Below are 18,300 nucleotides of genomic sequence, written 5' to 3'. Positions count from 1 at the left end.
CCCTCGACCCCGTCCCCCTCGACGCGGTCCCGCCTCCGGCGCCCCCTCGCCGGCGGTCTCGCGGTGGTCCTCGCCGCCGCGGCGCTCACGCTGGTCGGCGCACCCCCCGCCTCCGCCAATCGGTTCTACGACGCGTGCACGACGGACGGCAGGTTCACTGTGCCTGCGAACGTCCACACCGCCGACGTCACCGCCCGGGGCAACCGAGGAGCCGACGGTCAGGACTTCGACAGCGTGGGGAACACCGGGGGCACCGGCGGCGCCGGCGCGGCTTTCACGCTCTACGACGTGAAGGTGACGCCCGGTCAGACGATCTACTGGGGAAGCCTCCGGAGCGGGGGCTTCGAGGGGGGTGGGGACGCCAAGTGGGTGTCCTTCAGCGAACCCGACGAGAACTGCGACCCCGTCGGCGGCGATGTCATCGCCGTCGCCGCGGGCGGAGGAAGCGGATCGAACGCGACCATCCTGTACGACGGCTCCGACGGCGGTGCCGCCGGCCGGCCGGGCGAAGCGGGCCACGGCACCGGCGGCTTCCCCGGGGGCGGCGGCGGCGGCGCGACGATCGACACCCCGGGGACCGGCGGCAGCGGTGGCGACACCGCCTACCTCGGCGGCTTCCTCGATGCCGTCCCGACGTTCGGCTCGGAGGCGAGCGGCGGGACCGGGCACATGTTCTGGGACGGCCTGGGCGCCGACCCTCACGGCTTCGGCGGAGCAGGCGCGCGGGCCTCGGGCGACGTCTACGCCAGCGGCGGACAGGGCGGCGCCGGATCGGCGGGCGGCGGCGGAGGCGGAGCGGGCGGCGGCGAGTTCATCTACACCAACCTGGGAGCAGCCGGCGGCGGAGGCGGAGGCGGAGGGAGCTGGCCGATCGCCGATCCCGGACTCAGCCCCTACAAGGTCGGCGACGCACTGGTCGCCTGGCTCCCCGACGCCACCATGACGGTGAGCGCGTCGACGACCGCGATCGACGTCCCCACGACCCTCACCGCCACTCTCTCGAAGAACTCGTACCGGGACGTCGACACCGGCTACACGAGGAAGCCGGACCAGATCGGCGGAGGATCGATCTCGTTCACCGAGTTCACCGGCCAGACGCAGCGACCGCTCGGCACCGTCACGCTGACCGGTGCGGAGACGTCCGAGACCGTGAGCATCGAGGTCCCGGAGGGATTCGCGCGCGGGAGCCACGAGATCCGCGCGCTCTACACCGGATTCAACGGGTACAACCGGGATCCCGTCGTCTACGCACGGACACCGATCACGCGCTCGACCTTCACCCTCACCGCGCAGACCGGGCAGACGATCGCGTTCCCGGAGCTGACCGGCCTCGACACCGACGGTCGGGACCTCGTCCTGCAGGCCACCGCGTCCTCGGGTCTGCCGGTGACCTACGTCAGCACCACTCCTGACGTGTGCACGGTGACCGCGGGACGCGCGGTCGGCCGGGTCGGCGGGCTCTGCTCCATCACCGCCTCCCAGGCCGGGGGCACGGGCTGGACCGCGGCTCCGGACGTCGTCCGCACCAGGACTCTCTCGCCCAGGTCCCAGTCGGTCGCGTTCGCTCTGGCGGGCTACGCGTACTCGACCGGCTCCTACTCGGTGACCGCGACGTCCACCTCGGGTCTCCCGGTGGACTTCACGACCACGACGCCGGAGGTCTGCCGGCTCGACGGCACTCCGTTCCTCTTCGAGGGACTGAGCCGGTCCGTGTTCGCGGGCGTCGCCGCGGGGACCTGCGTCGTCCGCGCCGGCCAGCCCGGCGACCAGCGCTACGCGGCGGCCCCGGCGGTCGAGACGAGCTTCACGGTGGTCGCGAAGCCGGTGGAGGAGGTGGTGCGGAAGGCGCAGAGCATCGACTTCCTCCTCCCCACGAGCGCTCTCACGACGGATGAGGACGCCGACCTCCGCGCCAGTGCCGGCAGCGGTCTGCCGGTCACGGTCACGAGCACGACCCCGGAGGTCTGCTCGATCATCGGCGGCACCTCCGTGCGCACCCTCCGCCCGGGCACCTGCACCATCCGCTTCGACCAGGAGGGCTCGGAGCTCTACCTCCCCGCGCCGCAGCGCACCGGATCGTTCACCGTCGACCGCCTCCCGCAGAGCATCGTCTACGACTACCCGCACGGCATCGACACCGCGCGCTCCGCCACCTACTCCCCCGTCGCGACAGCCACGTCGGGGCTTCCCACGACCTACGGCGCGACCGGCGGCTGCACCATCGCCGACGGCGTGGTGACCTTCACCGAGGTCGGCGAGGAGTGCGTCGTCACCGCCGACCAGCTCGGGAACGCGGACTACGCGCCCGCTCTGCAGCGGTCGTCCACCTTCACGGTGCGGAAGGGACCCCAGACGATCACCCTCGCCCCGACCCCTCCCACGACCGGAGCCGTCGGCGACACCGTCACCCTCACGATGACCGCGAGCTCGGGCCTGCCCGCCTTCGCCGTCGCGTACGACGCCTGCCGCACGACCCGGGTCGATCCGGGCTCCGTCGACATCCTCCTCACCGCTGTCGGCACCTGCTCGTACTACGCGTTCCAGCAGGGCGACTCCACCTATCAGCAGGCTCCGAACGTCGCCGGCACCGTTCAGGTGACCCTTCCGGCCCAGACGATCGCCTTCACCTCCACTCCCCCCTCCCCCGCCGTCCCGGGCGGCACCTACACGCCCGCCGCGACGGGCGGCGCGTCCGGGCAGCCGGTCGTGCTCGCCGCCTCGGGCGCCTGCACCCTGACGGACGGCGTCGTCACCTTCGGAGGCGCCGGCACCTGCACCGTCACCGCCGATCAGGCCGGCGACTCCGGTCATCTCGCCGCTGCGCAGGTCTCGCAGACCATCGCGGTGGGCCTGGCCGCCGGGTCCGTCTCGTTCGGCGGCGACGCTCCGGTCGACGCGGTCGTCGGCGGATCGTCCACGCCGGTGATCGTCCGGGGCCCGTCCTCCGCCGATCCGCTGCTCGCCGCCTCGGGAGCCTGCTCGGTCTCCGGGGGCTCGGTCTCCTACGACCACGCCGGCACCTGCACCCTGACCCTCGAGCAGGCCGGCGACGCTGCGCACGCCGCTGCTCACGCCGACCGCGCCTTCACGATCGGCAGGGCTGCGCAGACCGTCGCCTTCACCTCCACCGCTCCCGCGGCGGTCGTCGGAGGAACGTGGACTCCGACCGTCACCGGCGGCGCGTCGAGCGCCCCGATCGTCCTCGGGACCGCCTCCGCGGCCTGCACCGTCGCGAACGGCACCGTGACCTTCGCCGCTCCGGGAGACTGCGTGCTCACCCTGGATCAGGCCGGCGACGCCGACCGGAACGCCGCCCCGCAGGCGACCCGCACCCTCGTGGTGACCGCCGCGTCGATCGAGAAGAAGCCGCAGACCGTCGCGTTCACCGCGAACACGTCGGCGACCCCGACCACCGGAGTCGCCTACTCCCTCGCCGCGAAGGCCTCCTCCGGTCTCCCGGTGGCCTACACCGCCACCGGCCCGTGCACCGTCACCTCCGCGGGAACGGTGACCCTCACCGGGACGAGCGCCTGCACCGTCACCGCCGCCCAGGCCGGCGACGGCACCTGGGCCGCCGCGACCGCCACCCGCATCGTCAAGATCGTCTCCGGCAGCCGCGCCGACCTGAAGGTCGCCCTCACCCCCACCGCCACGAAGATCACCGGCAGGACCCTCACCGCCACCACCACCGTCACCAACGTCGGCACCCGCGACACCGGATCCACCGTCATCCAGATGATCGTCCCCACCACCGTCACCGACACCGGAGGCGCCACCCGCACCCCCGGCAGGATCGCCGGGACGACCGTCCTCACCTGGAAGATCCCCACCCTCGGAGCCGGGCAGAGCACCACCCGGACCGTCGTCCTCACCCCCCGGGCGGGCACGTCGACGATCACCGCCAAGAGCTCCACCGCGATCGGCGACCCCACCCCCGCGAACAACACCGTCACCAGGAGCTACAAGAAGTAGGCGCGGCCGGGGAGCGGCCCGTGACGGGAGCGGAGGCGCTCCGGACGAGTGGCCGTCCGTCGTCTCGCGACGCCGATCGGGCGGGGCCCGACAGTCCTGACCCCCCGATCCCGCCGCTGGCCCTCTCCCGCGCCTGTCCGGGGGTGCCGGCTCGGCCCGGCGCCGATGACACGCGGCGCGGTTCTGCCAGGATCGACACCAGCACGCTCATCGTCTCGATCCGGTCCGCCGGGTCCCTCCTCGACAAGGACGGCACTGTGGGAATTCGCGAGTACGGACGTCTTCTCCGCCGGGGCTGGCTCGTCATCTCGATCTTCGTCGCCCTCGGCCTCGCGGCCGCGTCGGTGGCGACCATGGCGTCGGAGTCGGAGTATCGGGCGCAGACGACCGTGTTCGTCTCGGTCGCGACCGCCGACAACCAGTCCAGCGCCGAGGTCGGCGCCTCCTTTACGAGTGCCGAGGCCCGGGTGGCCTCCTACGTCGCGCTGGTCGACTCGAGCTCGGTGCTGCAGCCCGTCATCGACGACCTCGGACTCGACATGACCGTCGGCGACCTGGCGGGCGAGGTCACTCCCGCCGCGCTCCCCGGCACGGTCATCATGAGCATCGACGTGGTCGACGCCGACGCCGAGCGGGCCGCGCGGATCGCCGACGCGGTCGCCGAGAGCCTGCGCAGCTACGTCGCGCAGATCGAGCGCCCCGTCACGGGCGGCGCGAGCCGGGTCGACGTGAAGGTGCTCGAGGCGGCGTCCGTGCCGGGCTCGCCGCTCAGCCCCGACCTCCTCGTCTACCTCGTGCTCGGCGGAGCGACCGGCCTCATCCTCGGCGTCGGCGTCGTCGTGCTGCGCTCGCTCGGCGACTCCCGCATCCGCTCGGCCAAGGACGTCGCCGCCGGCACCACCCTGCCGGTGCTCGAGTCGATCCCCTTCGACACGGCCGTCCGCCGCTCCCCCCTCGTCGTGGACGGCCGCAGCGCCGTCGCCGAGTCGTTCCGCATGCTGCGCACGACGCTCCTCTTCGGCTCCGGCACCCACGAGCGCACCCTGCTCGTCACCTCCGCCCGCGAGGGCGACGGCAAGAGCACGGTGGCCGCGAACCTCGCCGTCTCGATCGCCCAGATCGGCCGCACCGTGGTGCTGATCGACGCCGACCTGCGCGACCCGGCGCAGTCGACGGTCTTCCGCGTCCCCACGGGCGGACCGACCCTCGCCGACCTGCTCCGCACCGGCACCCTGCCCGCCGACGGGTCGCTGCCCGTCAGCGCGCAGGGCGTCACGGTGCTCACGGCCGGCGGCAGCCAGGCGAACCCGAGCGACCTGATCGGCACCCCCGCGATGGAGCGCGTGATCGCGCACCTCTCGCGCCGCTACGACCACGTGATCGTCGACTCCCCCGCGATCCTCTCTGCCACCGACGCGGTGCTGCTGGGCAAGATGGTCGCCACGACGGTCCTCGTCGCGGGCGCCGGGGTCTCGTCCTCGGCCGACCTCGTCGCCGCGGCCGACCGGCTACGGGACGTCGGGGGCGACGTCCTCGGGACCGTGGTCGCGCAGGCTCCCCGCAGCACGGTCGTCACCGCCGCGGCGACGGCGTCCGCCTGAGACCCGGGAGCGCTGCAGCCGGTGCCGGCGCCCCTCCCCGCGGGGAGTGACGACGTGCGCCCCGGTGCCGGCGCGCGGCCCGTCGAGGTGGGCGGCGTTGCGCGAGGGTGAGGGCTCGCGGACCCGGGCGGTGCCCGCGCGCACCGCCTGCTCGGCCCGCCCCGCCACGACGCCCATGCCGCAGACGATCCAGAGCGTGTACGCCACCGGACCCTCCTGGAGCGTCGGCAGCACCGTGTAGCTGACCAGCGTGCCCGCGACCACGGCCGTGGGCAGGAAGCCGTCGAGGGTCGGCGCGCGCAGCCCGCGGAGGAACAGGTACACCAGCAGCGCCGCGAACAGCAGCATCACGATGATCCCCGACTCGATCGCGAGCACGAGGAAGAAGCTCTCGACGAGGACGCTGTCGGTCGAGTACAGCTGCGCGCGCGGGCCGACCTTGCCGAGGCCGAAGCCGAACGGGTGCGCGACGAGCAGCGGGATGTTCTCGAGCAGGCTGTCGCTGTGGCCGATCAGCGACGGGTCGGCGACGTGCGAGATCACCTTGTCGATGTAGAGGTAGAGCGTGACTCCGCCGACGGCCGCGGCCGTGGTCACGGTGAGCATCGCCCACACCAGCATCGGCTTCGCGCGGAACAGCGCCCAGGCCACCAGGGTCACCGCGAGCATCGCCAGGCCGATGTAGCCGCTCCGGGACTGCGTCAGGTAGACGGCCACCAGCGGCAGGAGCGTCAGAGCGCCCTTCAGCCACAGCGGCCAGCGGGGGCGGGTCCACAGCACGGCGAGCGCGATCGTGACGGCGACGGCGCTCTCGTTCGGGGCGCTGTAGGGGCTGAAGCCGCGGGGCACGATGCTCCCGGCGACGAAGAGGGAGGAGGGGAACGGCGTCCCGGGAGCCAGCGGGAACACCCCGAGGGTGAACAGCCAGTCGAGCCCCTGGTTCCAGGTGAGGATGGTCGTGATCGAGGAGAGCTGCAGCGCGACGACGAACGCGGCCGCGAGGATCCCGAGGTGGCGCTTCTCGAGCACCGCGGGCACCACGATGAGCGCGAGGAACGGCAGGAAGTCGTTGCGCCAGCCGTAGGCGGCCTGGATCGGGTTCTCCGTCCACACGGCCGAGACGGCGCCGAGGCCGACGATCATCAGTACGAGCACGACGATCGGCACCGGCACCCGCTTGATCCGCCCGCTGACCAGCACGAGCAGGAAGAGTCCGAGGATGGTGGCGTCCTTGATCGCGCCGAACGCGGTCGCCGAGGCGCCCGGCAGGAACGCGGAGGCGACTCCGTTCGCGGGGAGGGCGAAGACCAGCAGCAGGACGCCCAGCCACGGCAGGCCGAGCCCGTCGCGGCCGAGGAGGGCGCGGAGCGTGCGGCGGGTGCGCACCGGTCCGCGGGCGGCCGTGCGGGAGCCGGCCCGGGGCAGCGGCGCCGCGGTGCGGGTCATGCCGCGCCGCCCCGCATCGTGAGGCGCCGGACGACCAGCGGGACGTCGGAGGGCCGCGGGACGATGGTCCGCGCCGGGGGCCGGATCGCGAGCACCATCACCACCAGCGCCATCAGGATCCCGCTCGCGTTGGCGATGGCGGCGGCGATCGCGCCGTTCGCCGGGCCGAAGGCGAACAGGAGCACGAGGCAGGTGATCAGCCCGGCGCCCTGCGCGACGGTGAGGCTGATGCCGCGGTTGCGCGCCGAGAGCACCTCGCCGGCGCTGACGGTGACGACCACGAAGACGGAGCCGAGGATCGCGAAGAAGACCGCGGGCATCGCCTCCGCGAACTCGTCGCCGAAGAGGAACGGCACGCCCCAGGGGGTGACGACGGCGAGGAACACGGCCGAGGCCAGGCCGACCGCGAAGGCCGAGCGCAGCGCGTCGCCGGTCGCGGTGACGCGGGCGCCCCCCTCCGTCCGGCTGATGTCCGAGAAGACCGGAGCGGCGACCGCGTGCGCGAGGAACACGGGCAGCGTGCCGATCGTCACGGCGACCGAGTAGAGACCGGCCTGGTGCGAGCCGATCAGCGGCAGCATGATCACCTGGTCGAGGCGCTGGTACGCGGCGTCCGAGGCCTGCGCGCCGTAGAAGGTGACGGAGCCGCGGACGAGCGGCCGCCAGGGCGCCGGAGCGGCTCCGCGGGGTCGGTCGAGCAGCGAGCCGATCAGCGCGGTCATCACGGAGCCGGCGAAGTTCGACCAGATCACGCCGGAGACGGTGATCGAGTCGAGGAGGAACAGCACCACGATCCCGCCGACGTAGACCAGCGGCTGCGTGGCCTGGAGCAGCGCGACCGCTCCGAAGCGGCGCTGCGCCCCGACGACGCCGATGTCGATCATCCAGCAGACCATGAGCGGGGTGCCGGTGATCGCGACGAACACCGCGATCGTGGCCGCCTCGTCGAGCGCCGAGAGGAGGGTCGAGGTGAGCAGCCAGGCGACCAGTGCCGCCGGGATCGCGGTCAGCAGCGCGAGCCGCCGGGCAGTGCGCACCGCGCCGAGGTCGCCCGCCGCGGCGAGCACGCGCCGGCGGATCTCGAGGGGCATGCCGAGCGCGAGCACGATCGGGATCAGGTACATCGAGGCGAGGGCCGCGGCCGTCTCGCCGCGTCCGCTCGGGCCGAGGGCCTGCGCGATCAGCGGGGCGCTGACCAGCCCGAGCGCCGCCACCGAGAGCCGGCTCGCGAGCATGGTGATCGGGGAGTTCAGGAGGCGCAGCAGCCCGCTCACGAGGCCTCCGCGGCCCGGGCGCCGACGGCGGCGAGCAGCCGCTCCTCGAAGCCGTCGAGAGCGAAGGTGCCGGTCTCGTCGTGGACGGTCAGGTGCATGCTGTCGCGCAGCGGCGCGATCTCGACCCAGACGCCGAGCGGGAAGCGCAGGTGGGCGGGCATCCCGCCGACCATGGTGTCCGGCTCGATCCGCGGCAGCAGCTCCTCCGGGACGGGCACCTCGGTGGAGGGGAGGGAGACGTGGATCTCCCACGGCACGCGGGGCGTCCCGCGCGGCGTGCGCAGGGGTGCCAGCGGGTGCTGCACGAGGGTCTTGATGCTCAGCAGCGCGCTCGCGAGCAGCCAGGTCGCGGGGAGGCCGGACTTCGTGGCCGCGGACAGCCGCTCGAGGAGCGAGGTCGCGGACCAGTCGTCGGCGCGGAGGCGGCCGAGCGGGAGGGACGGCGAGAGGTTGCCGCCGACCTCGGTGCCCTTCGCGACCCAGCGGCGCGCGTCGACCGGTACGACGACGCGGAAGTCGAGGCCGTCGGCGGCGCAGTCCTGCAGGCAGCGGAGCACGAGGCTCGCGGTCTTGAGCGACACCGGTGGGCGGGCGGGGCGCCGGCCGTCGCGCGCCTGCTCCGGGGTCGCGGCGATCGCCCGGAGCGTCTCGGGGCCGAGCACCGCGGTCACCAGGCGCGCGCGGCGGTCCGACTCCTCCTTCGAGAGGGTCGCGTCCAGCTGGTAGCCGGTGCCGGTCGCGGCGGTCAGGGTGCGGAAGGTGTCGCGGGCCCTCCTGGCGCCGGCGAGACCGGTGAGCTCGAAGCGCTCCACGATCTCGCGCAGCGGAGCGGTCGCGAGCGGTTTCGGAGCGGTGCCGTCGGCTCCCGGGGCGCCCAGCTTCTCGATCACGAGCGCGACGACCGCGGTCGCTCCCGTGCCGTCGAAGAGGCTGTGCGGGAGGGTGAAGCCGACCGTCGCGCCGTCGAACAGGATCCGGACCGGCAGCTCGCCCGGCGCGAACTGCGGCGCCAGCAGTCGGTGCGCCAGGTCCTCGCGCTCGAGCGGGCCGTCGACGACCCGCACGGCGCGCTCGGCCGCGTCGAGGGCGGCGGCCACGTCGATCCGGCGCCACCCGCGGAGGCGGGTGCGGCGCCGCAGGAGCACGGCGCCGCGGGGCGAGAGGAGGAGGTCGCGCAGCGCGGTGCGCACACGCTCCGCGGTCACGCCCGTCAGCGGGCCGACGTGGTAGCTGATGAGGAGGTCGTCGTAGCCGAGGTCGCGCGGGGCCCTCACGCCCGGCTCCTGCTCGCTCCCGCGGAGGCCCGCTCGGCGATAACGCTCAGCAGCGAGCGCTCGTAGCCGGCGTTCACCTCGGCCCAGGAGTAGGAGTGCACGGCCCGCAGGTGCCCGCGGTACGAGAGCCGCTCCTGCTCGATCGGGTCGTTCAGCACGGCGAGCACGCCCTCGGCGATCGCGTCCGGGGTCGGAGCGACGAAGCGCCCCGCCTCCTGGAGCACCTCGCGGTTGAAGACGGTGTCGCGGGCGACGACCGGAGCCCCGCAGGCCATCGCCTGCACGAGAGCCGGGTTGGTGCCGCCGACGCTGTGCCCGTGGAAGTAGGCCCCGGCGTGCTGCCAGAGGGAGTGGAGCCGGGTGTCGTCGCTGACGTGCCCGAACCAGTGCACCCGCGCGTTCTGCTGCGCGAGGGCGCTCACCGCCTGGTCGATCGGCCCGCCGTAGCCGGAGGAGCCGACGACGACCACGTCGTGGGTCCGCGCGATCCGCTCGGCCGCCTCGATGAACTCGGGCACCGTGTTCTCGGGGACGAAGCGCGCCACGATCAGCGCGTAGCCGCGGTGGGTGAGCCCCGGCTCGACCGGGTGCTCCGGCGGGACGTCGCCGCCGTAGGGGATGACGTCGCCGTCGCGGCCGAACTCCCGCTTCCAGCGCGTCTCGATCGCCGCGGCGTCGTAGACCATGCGGTCGCCGTGGCGGGCGGTCCAGACCGCGCCCTGGTGGAAGACGAACTTCGCGAAGCGGCCCCACTTGGCGCGGTCCCACTCGATGCCGTCGACGTTGACGACGGTGGGGATGCCGCGCTGCTTGAGGATCGGCAGCCAGAAGCCGTTGGCGCAGTTGAGCACCAGGGCGACGTCGGGCTTGCGCTTCGCCGCGTCGAGAGCGGCCGTGAGCCCGTAGGAGAGGGTGCTGAGCGACTTGCTCTCGACTCCCCGCGTCTGCCGGGTGATCACCCGCTCGTCGCGGTCCGGGTCCTGCAGGGCCGTGGTGCCCGGCCTTCCGTAGACCGTGACCTCCCATCCCTGCTCCGCCAGGAATGGCGCGAGACGTCGGACGGCTGTCTCGAATCCCCCGTAGTAACTGGGATAGCCCCGCGTGCCGATAATGGCGACCGACCTGCCCATGTCCCGGTTCTCCCTTTGTTGTGCGTCGCCTCGTCACAGGCGATCGCCGGACGAAATCTGCTGTCGCAATACCAGGCGTATGCGACGGTGCACAGCATTCATTCGACGGCTTAACTCGCACCCCCGAAGGCGGGTATTGGCGCTCATACTAGCGGCGAACGGACCGCCGTTCGCCACCGCTGGAGGGACAGGATCGCGACACCCATCAGGAAGAAGATCGAGAGGATCAGGACGGTCATCCCGACGATGATCCGCTCCCCGCCGGAGAGCTCCGGGTCGAGGAACTCGTACACGTAGCGCGACGTGAGAGCGCCCCTGGCGAAGGTGTAGGCGAACCACAGGACGGGGAACACCATCATCGCCCAGACCAGCCGGAGGTCGACCGGGCGGGCGCCCGGGACGGCGAGCAGCTCGACCAGCGCGAGCGCCGGCACGAGCACGTGCAGGACCACCGTGCTCGGGTTCAGCTGAGCCGGGTCGCCGAGCACGGCGGGCCCGTAGATCACCAGGAACAGGCCCGACATGCTCAGCAGCGTTGCGGTGTTGAGGGTGCGCATCGCCGTGATCGCCCGCGACTCCCCGTGCGCCGCAGCACTCCTCCTGCCCCCGGATCGCGCGGATCGCCAGGCGCTCCGGCCCGCGATCGCGAAGGCGATCACCGAGAGGATGTTGGTCAGCGCCGTGACCGAGCTCAGGAAGTCGGCGGTCGCGTCCGAGCCCACCTGCGTCTGGGCGACGACGACCGCGTTGAGCACCACGACCGCCCCCAGCGCGGCGACGGCCCAGCGGACGAGTGCAGTGCGGCGTCGAGCTCTCATGGGGCCCTCTCCTCGGTGCGGCGACCCTCGGGCCGGTACTCGTGGGCGTCCGGTGCAGGAGTCCGTTCGCTACAGTCGGGACATCCATGAGAACCCATTCCCAGACAGGGGTCGAATGCCCGGCACAGGTTCGCACCGAGGATCCCTACGGGTCCTGCTCGATGGTAATTGGTGGATTCGCGGCCCGATCTCCAACCGCGAGGTCATGCGAGAGATCACCTTCTCCTGGGCACGACTCTTTCCTGAGGATTCCCTTATCATTGCTGTCCCCCTGACGGGGGTGGAGACGGCGAGGCGAGAGTTAGCGGGAATCGCCCGAGTAGTGCCGACGAGACTCCGGCCGCAGGGGATCAGTGCCGTTATCGAACTCGCTCTGCTCTCTCTCCGGCTGCGTCCGGACATCACGTTGGCGCACAACTTCACCCCCCTTCTGGGGCGGTCCGCCGTGTTCATCCAGGACTTCCTCTTCCTCACGAATCCGGAGTGGTTCACGCGGAAGGAGCGCGCCTACTTCTCGCTCATGCCGCTCAGCGTCCGCCGCGCCGACGTGGTGATCGCGAGCAGCGTCGCGGAGTCGCGCCGCATCGTCCGCACCTCCGCCGCGACGAGCGCCGTGCCCGTCGGCCTCGGCCTCAACCGGGCGTTCGCCGCCGCGGAGCCCGTGGCGCCCGCCGGCGTCGACGGCCTCGACGGCTTCCTCCTCGCCGTCGGCCGCCTCAACGCGCGCAAGAACCTCGCGACCACGATCGAGGCCGCTCTCGCCTCGGGAGTGCTCTCCCCCTCCTTCCCGCTCCTCGTCGTCGGCGAGGCCTCGGGCGTCCGCACCGAGTTCCCCCCGACCGTGCGCGCCGCGCTCGACGACGGCTCGGTGCGCCTGCTCGGGCGGATCGAGACCGAGGAGCTCCGCTGGCTCTACGAGAACGCCGCACTGTTCCTCTTCCTCACCCTCGACGAGGGCTTCGGCCTGCCGACCCTCGAGGCCCTGGCCTGCCGCACGCCGATCCTCGCCAGCGACATCCCCGTGTTCCGCGAGATCCTCGGCGAGCACGCCCGCCTGGTCGATCCGCGCGACGTGCCGGCGATCGCGGCGTCGATCCGCGAGCTCGTCGCCGACCCGCCGGAGCCGCTCGATCCGACTCCGGTGCTCGAGTACTACAGCTGGGACGCCGTGGTCGCCCGGCTGCGCGCCGCGATGGTGGCGGTACTGCCGTGAGCGGGCCGTCCGTGTCGATCGTGATCGTCACCTACAACAGCATCGGCGTCATCCGCTCCTGCCTCGACGCGCTCGCCGGCCGCGACGAGAGCGTCGAGATCCTGGTGGTCGACAACCTCTCGCGCGACGAGACGGTCGCCGTGCTGCGCGCCGAGTACCCGGACGTCCAGGTCGTCGAGAACACCGAGAACGCCGGATTCTCGCGGGCCGTCAACCTCGGCGCCGCCCACGCCACCGGCCGCCACCTGCTGCTGCTGAACCCGGATGCGCAGATCTCGGCGGAGGTCGTCGGCTCGCTCGCGTCACTTCTCGACAGCGATCCGACGATCGGCGCCGTCTCCCCCCTCCTCGAGAACGAGGGCGAGGACGTCGTGATCGTCGCCGCCGGCCACGCCCCCACGGTCCGCCGGATGCTCGTGCACCAGACCGGCCTCTCGCGCCTCGGTCGCCGCTTCCCCTCCTTCGAGGGCCACTACCTGTTCGCCGCCGACCTGCACGGCCGCCCGCGCGACGTCGACTGGGTGAGCGGCGGCTGCCTGATGATCCCGCTGGCCGTCTGGGACCGCGTCGGCGGACTCACCGACCGCTGGTTCATGTACGCCGAGGACGTCGAGATCTGCCTCCGCCTGCGCGCCGAGGGCCTGCGCGTGGTCCTCGATCCGCGCCTGCACGCCCTGCACGCGATGGGCGGCTCCTCGAGCGGCGTCGACGGCCGCGTCGGCACCGCCTGGATCGTCAACCTCTTCGACCTGTACGGCTGGCGGATGGCGCGCTCGGACCTGCAGCAGCAGGTCTGGCGGGCGGTCGTGCTCGCGGGGATGGCGTCGCGGATGCTGGTGTACCGGCTGTCCGGCCTGCGCCCCGGACGCGCCGCGGCGGCGGCCGGCCAGCTGCGGCGGTACGGGATCTACATGCGGGCGTTGCGGGCGGCCCCGCTGACGCGCGACCGCGATCCGCTCGCCTGACGGCCCCTCTCCGTCCGGCGTTCCCCGCGCACGGTCCGCGGCCCGCGATCGAGGCGTCACGAACAGTCGCTTCCGGGCGCGCTTGAGGACCGTTCGTGACGCATCGGAGTCCCGTTCGCGCGACAGGCTCGTCCGTCGGCCGGCAGCGGGCGCGGGAAAGGGGCGGCAGCCCCGGGTCCAGCCCGGAGCCGCCGCCCCTCCTCGCCGCTACTTGCCGGTACCGCGGTACGCCACCCGGAAGGTCTCCCGGGTCCCGTCCGGTGCGGTCGCCGTCACGCGGAACGAGCCCGACGGCACCCGCGAGAGGTGCGTGTCGACCGAGACCGTCTTCGTGCGGCCCGCCGCCAGCGAGGCGACCTTCAGCTCACCGAAGGCCGTCGGGATGCTGAGACGGACCGGCGTGCTCCCCTCGTTCGTCGCGGTGGCGGTCAGCACGACCGAGCCGCCGCGCTTCACGCCGGTGATCGTCACGTCGACGTCGACCCGGGTCGCCGGGGCGACGACGGTGACGGCGGGGAGGAGTCGGCTGACGCCTCCCGAGACCGCGGTGATCGAGACGGCACCCGTGCCGGGGCCCGCCGTGGCCGCGGGGAGCGGAGCGGAGCCGTCGGCGCCGGTCGTCGCGGCGGCGGTCGTGCCTCCGTCGGCGAAGCGGGCCGGACCCTCGATCGTGTACGCGACGTCCGCGCCCGCCACCGGCTCGCCGGCCGCGTTCGCTGCGGTGACTCCGAGGCCGGCGATCGCCGCTCCGGTCTCGACGGTCTGCGCCGCGCCCGCGGGGGTCAGCGAGGCGACCGCCGCCGGATCGGTGAACATCGACGGAGTGAGCGGTGTGACCGTCAGGCTCTCGAGGCGCGCCGTCCCTCCGGAGGAGAGGAGCGAGACTCCCGTGCTGCTCGGGTCGGGGAAGACCTGGTCGGTGATCGTCGCGCGGCCGCCCTGCGCGAACGTCTCGACGGAGGCGTGATCGACGTAGAGCTCGAGGTGCAGCTTCCCGTCGTCGAGGGCCACCGGTGCGGTCTCGACCGACGGGAAGTCGGCGTCGAAGCCGATGTCGCCCGAGCGGGTGCGGTCGACGCTCAGCTGACCGGACGCGACGTCGTAGGTGATCGGCGTGCGCTGGGAGCCGTCAGCGGAGTTGCGGACCGAGAGGCCGAAGGAGTCGGCGTCCCCGGCGCTGAAGGTGGCGTCGAGCCTGTAGACGCTGCCCTCAGCCGCGGCCGGGAGTGCGGTCTCCCCGTCGGCGATGTCCGTGGCGCCCAGCGTGAACGCCTCGTCGCCGCGCTCGAGGGCCGCGGTCTGATCGACGACCTTCTGCACGAGCTTCGGGGCGCCGTCGACGGTCTCGAGGGAGAGCTCGCGCGGGAGCGCCATCGCTCCCCGCCAGGTTCCGGTCGGGATGGCCTCGCCGTACTGCCAGTTGTTCATCCACGCGATCATGATCCGCTTGTCGTCGGGCGCGTTGTCGAAGGTGACCCCTGCGTAGTAGTCGCGGCCCCAGTCGAGCCAGTCGTAGTCGACGAGGCGGCTCTGCGCGGGCTCGTCGGCGAGCATGAACTGGTCGGCGAGGATGTGGCCCCAGCCGGCGCGGTTGTTGTCGACGACCTGCAGGTGCGCCGCGCGGCCGGCGAGGTCCGCGACGTCCCAGCTCTTCCAGTCCAGCGTCTCGCTGTCGCTGCCGGTCGCAGTGCGGACGATCTCCCCGTCGACGACGAGGTTCACGCTCGTCTCGTTGGAGCGGACCTGCGCCGGAGCGTCGGCGAGCACGATGTGGTCGACCGTCAGGTGACCCCAGCCGCCGGTCGCGTCGTCCACGACGACGATCCGCGCCGCCTTCCCCTGGTAGGCCGAGACGTCCCAGCTCTTCCAGTTCAGGGCGCCGTCGTTCGTGCCGGCGGTGGTCTGCACGACCTCGCCGTCGACGACGAGCTGCACCTCGAGGGCCTGGGCGTCACCCTCGGGGCGGAAGCCCCCGCCGACGAGCATGCTCAGGTGGCTCTTGTCGATCGTGAACTCCGGCGAGGTCAGGGTGCCGAGGTTGTCGTCGCCCTTCGGTCCGCCGTCGAAGGTGTTGATCCGCTTCTGGCCGAGGAAGAACTCGCCGCCGCTGGTCGAGGGGTTGGTGCCGTCGGCGAGGTCGCCGGTCACTGCCCAGCCGTTGTCCGCGAGGCCCTGCTGGTCCGGGAACTCGAAGCCCTCGAAGAGCAGCTCGCTCCCGGCGGGCGGGTCGTTGGCGAGCTGCGTGCCGTCGACGTGCGGGTGGTTCCCGCCGCCGACGAGGAAGTTCAGGTGGTCCTGGTCCACCGTGAAGTCGGGCGACTCCATCGTGCCGATCGGCCAGTCGCCGTCGTTGAACCCGTTGATGAGTCCCGTCCCGGCGAAGCCGGTGACGGTCTGCTGGCCGTCGATCGGCCCGGTGGCGGGAGCGGAGGCGAAGGGCCCGTTCTTCCAGTTCCCGGGCTCGTTGTCCACGGTCCAGCCGTTGTAGGTGCCGTCGTCGAAGCCTGCGAGGGTCGTGCCCTCGGGGAGGGTGTCGGAGCCGACGGTCGACTCCGCGGTGAACGTGGTGCCGTCGAAGTCGCCGACGAAGTACTGCCCGCCGGAGCCGCCGCCCACCGCTCCCGGGTTGAGGTTGACGACCATGACCCACTTGATGTTCGACGGGTCGCCGTCGACCGCCAGCGGGAACAGGTCCGGGCACTCCCAGACGCCTCCGGTCGCGTTGGCCGGGCCGAACTCGCTGAGCTCGGTCCAGTTCCGCAGGTCCGTCGACTTGTGCAGCAGGACCTTGTGGTCGTCGGCCTCCACGGTGACGACCACCCAGTAGGAGGATTCCGGAGTGCCGCCGTCGTACCAGAACACGTGCGGGTCGCGGAAGTCGTTCTGGTCACGGTCGATGACCGGGTTGCCCTCGTACTTCGTCCACGTCTGCCCGGCGTCGGTGCTGTACGCGAGCGCCTGCGCCTGCTCCCCCGTCTTGTACGCGGCCGTGTACATCGCCACCAGGGGCGGGTTCTCGGCGGTGCCGAATCCGGAGGTGTTGTCCTTGTCCACGACGATCGAGCCGGAGAAGATGTCCGACTCCGCATCGCCCGGGATCGCGAGCGGCTGCTCGGTCCAGTGCGTGAGGTCGGTGCTGGTGGCGTGGCCCCAGCTCATGTTCCCCCAGCGCGTCCCCTGCGGGTTGTACTGGTAGTAGAGGTGGTAGACGCCCTCGTAGAACACGAGCCCGTTCGGATCGTTCATCCAGTTCTTCGTCGGCGAGTAGTGGATCGCCGGACGGTAGGTCTCGGCGGCCGCGTCGAGTGCCGCGGCGCGGTCGAGCGGAGCGGCGGAGACAGCGGGGACGGAGAGCCCGCCGCCGACGAGGCAGAGCGCGGCGGCGACGGCCACCAGGCCGCTGCGCCGTGGGAGCGAGCGATGAGGAGAAAGCACGGAAGAACGCCCTTCGTTGCGCGTGTCACGAGTGACAACGTTGTCAATTGCGGGGCAATCTACGGACTGTCCTCCGGACAATTCAAGAGCGGTCTTCGAGAAAGATCAGATCCCGTCCCACCGCCTCTCAGTCGGGGCAGGGCACCTCGCCGGAGCCGCGGGCGATCAGCTCGGTGGGGATCACGAACGTCTGCGCCGGCTCGTCCTCGCCGTCGAGGCGGAGGAACACCCGCTCGGCGGCCGTCCGCCCGATGACCGCGGGGTTCTGCGCGATCACCGAGACGGCGGGCTCGAGGAGCTCCGCCAGGGGGATGTCGTCGAAGCCGATCAGGGCGACCCTTCCGTGCGCGCCACGACGGCGGAGCGCGGCGAGCACGCCGATCGTGATCAGGTTCTGCCCGCCGACGATCGCGGTCGGCGGCACCTCGAGGTCGAGCAGAGCGGTCGCCATCTCCTCCGCCGCGTGCTCGTCGTGGGCGCCGTGGCGCACGTACGCGGGCGGCACCGGCAGACCGAGCCGGCTCATCTCCTCGAGGAAGCCGCGCTCCCGCTCCTGAGCGGTGAAGATCTCGGGCCGGTCGCCCAGGAACGCGATGCGGCGATGCCCGAAGGAGGCGAGGTGCCCCACTGCGCGGGCGATGCCGGCGGCGTTGTCGGTGATCACCGCGTCCGCCGTGATCCCCGAGGGGACGCGGTCGACGAACACCGCAGGCGTGCCGCGGTCCACCTCGACGCCCAGGTAGGCCTGGCTGGGCGCGACCGTGGTCAGGATGAGCCCGTCGACGCGCCGCGAGACGAAGGCGTTCACCGAGGAGCGCTCACGGGCGGGGTCGTCATCGAGGCTCGAGGCGAAGACCGCGACCCCGCGCTCGTTCGCGAGATCCTCGACGGCACGGTGGAGAGCACCCGAGAAGGGGTTCGCCACGCTGCCCACCAGCAGTCCGAGGGTGTTCGTGCGCCCGTTGGAGCGGCGGAGGTTCCCGGCGTGCAGATCCGGCTGGTACTGCAGCTGCGAGGCGGCGGCCTGCACCCGCTCGATCGTGGCGGCCGACACGTTCGGCTCGCCGTTGATGACCCGGGAGACCGTCTTGATGCCCACTCCGGCCAGAGCGGCGACGTGCTTCATGGTCGGACGGCGGCCTGCACCGGCGCCGCTTCGATCTGACAACGAT

At 72.4% G+C, this 18,300-nt stretch carries 11 protein-coding genes; 4 read left to right on the top strand and 7 right to left on the bottom strand.

The annotated features are described in order from the left end of the window. Positions 1-159 precede the first annotated feature (159 nt). On the top strand, positions 160-3,972 hold the full coding sequence (locus tag C5C49_RS17460; protein WP_181135778.1) for a DUF11 domain-containing protein: 3,813 nt from the start codon (positions 160-162) through the stop codon (positions 3,970-3,972). A 257-nt stretch (positions 3,973-4,229) separates the two neighbouring features. Beyond that, positions 4,230-5,573, top strand: a complete 1,344-nt coding sequence (locus C5C49_RS17095) for a polysaccharide biosynthesis tyrosine autokinase (protein ID WP_181135777.1) — start codon at positions 4,230-4,232, stop codon at positions 5,571-5,573. Here the strand turns inward: C5C49_RS17095 and C5C49_RS12865 are convergent. From C5C49_RS12865 to C5C49_RS17090, 5 genes are all read right to left on the bottom strand, one after another. Continuing rightward, complete coding sequence (locus C5C49_RS12865; RefSeq protein ID WP_104346308.1) at positions 5,481-7,019, bottom strand: O-antigen ligase; 1,539 nt, start codon at positions 7,017-7,019, stop codon at positions 5,481-5,483. The genes C5C49_RS17095 and C5C49_RS12865 overlap by 93 nt on opposite strands. Continuing rightward, complete coding sequence (locus C5C49_RS12860) at positions 7,016-8,293, bottom strand: lipopolysaccharide biosynthesis protein (RefSeq protein WP_104346307.1); 1,278 nt, start codon at positions 8,291-8,293, stop codon at positions 7,016-7,018. Before C5C49_RS12860 ends, C5C49_RS12865 begins: the two co-directional genes overlap by 4 nt. Then, positions 8,290-9,567, bottom strand: coding sequence for a hypothetical protein (locus C5C49_RS12855; RefSeq protein ID WP_104346306.1), 1,278 nt, complete (start codon positions 9,565-9,567; stop codon positions 8,290-8,292). Before C5C49_RS12855 ends, C5C49_RS12860 begins: the two co-directional genes overlap by 4 nt. Next, positions 9,564-10,697 carry a glycosyltransferase gene (locus C5C49_RS12850; protein ID WP_104256434.1) on the bottom strand — a complete coding sequence of 378 codons (1,134 nt, stop codon included), beginning with the start codon at positions 10,695-10,697 and terminating at the stop codon, positions 9,564-9,566. Before C5C49_RS12850 ends, C5C49_RS12855 begins: the two co-directional genes overlap by 4 nt. Positions 10,698-10,840: 143 nt before the next feature. Next, positions 10,841-11,515 (bottom strand): Pr6Pr family membrane protein, encoded by a 675-nt coding sequence (locus C5C49_RS17090; protein ID WP_181135776.1) that lies wholly within the window; start codon positions 11,513-11,515, stop codon positions 10,841-10,843. A gap of 445 nt (positions 11,516-11,960) precedes the next feature. Between C5C49_RS17090 and C5C49_RS17085 the strand changes: the two genes are divergently transcribed. Then, positions 11,961-12,728 carry a glycosyltransferase family 1 protein gene (locus C5C49_RS17085; protein ID WP_181067888.1) on the top strand — a complete coding sequence of 256 codons (768 nt, stop codon included), beginning with the start codon at positions 11,961-11,963 and terminating at the stop codon, positions 12,726-12,728. An 11-nt stretch (positions 12,729-12,739) separates the two neighbouring features. Next, complete coding sequence (locus C5C49_RS12835; protein WP_181067889.1) at positions 12,740-13,693, top strand: glycosyltransferase family 2 protein; 954 nt, start codon at positions 12,740-12,742, stop codon at positions 13,691-13,693. Between the two features lie 207 nt (positions 13,694-13,900). On the opposite strand, the gene C5C49_RS12830 is transcribed toward C5C49_RS12835, so the two are convergent. Beyond that, positions 13,901-17,128 (bottom strand): GH32 C-terminal domain-containing protein, encoded by a 3,228-nt coding sequence (locus C5C49_RS12830; protein ID WP_258068464.1) that lies wholly within the window; start codon positions 17,126-17,128, stop codon positions 13,901-13,903. A gap of 127 nt (positions 17,129-17,255) precedes the next feature. Then, positions 17,256-18,254, bottom strand: coding sequence for a LacI family DNA-binding transcriptional regulator (locus tag C5C49_RS12825; protein WP_104256432.1), 999 nt, complete (start codon positions 18,252-18,254; stop codon positions 17,256-17,258). Positions 18,255-18,300: the final 46 nt, after the last annotated feature.

The organism is Rathayibacter sp. AY1E2 (assembly GCF_002932325.1).
Taxonomy (GTDB): domain Bacteria; phylum Actinomycetota; class Actinomycetes; order Actinomycetales; family Microbacteriaceae; genus Rathayibacter.
The sequence above is the reverse complement of the archived record's forward strand: the minus strand, read 5'-3'. Positions and strand labels throughout refer to the sequence as shown.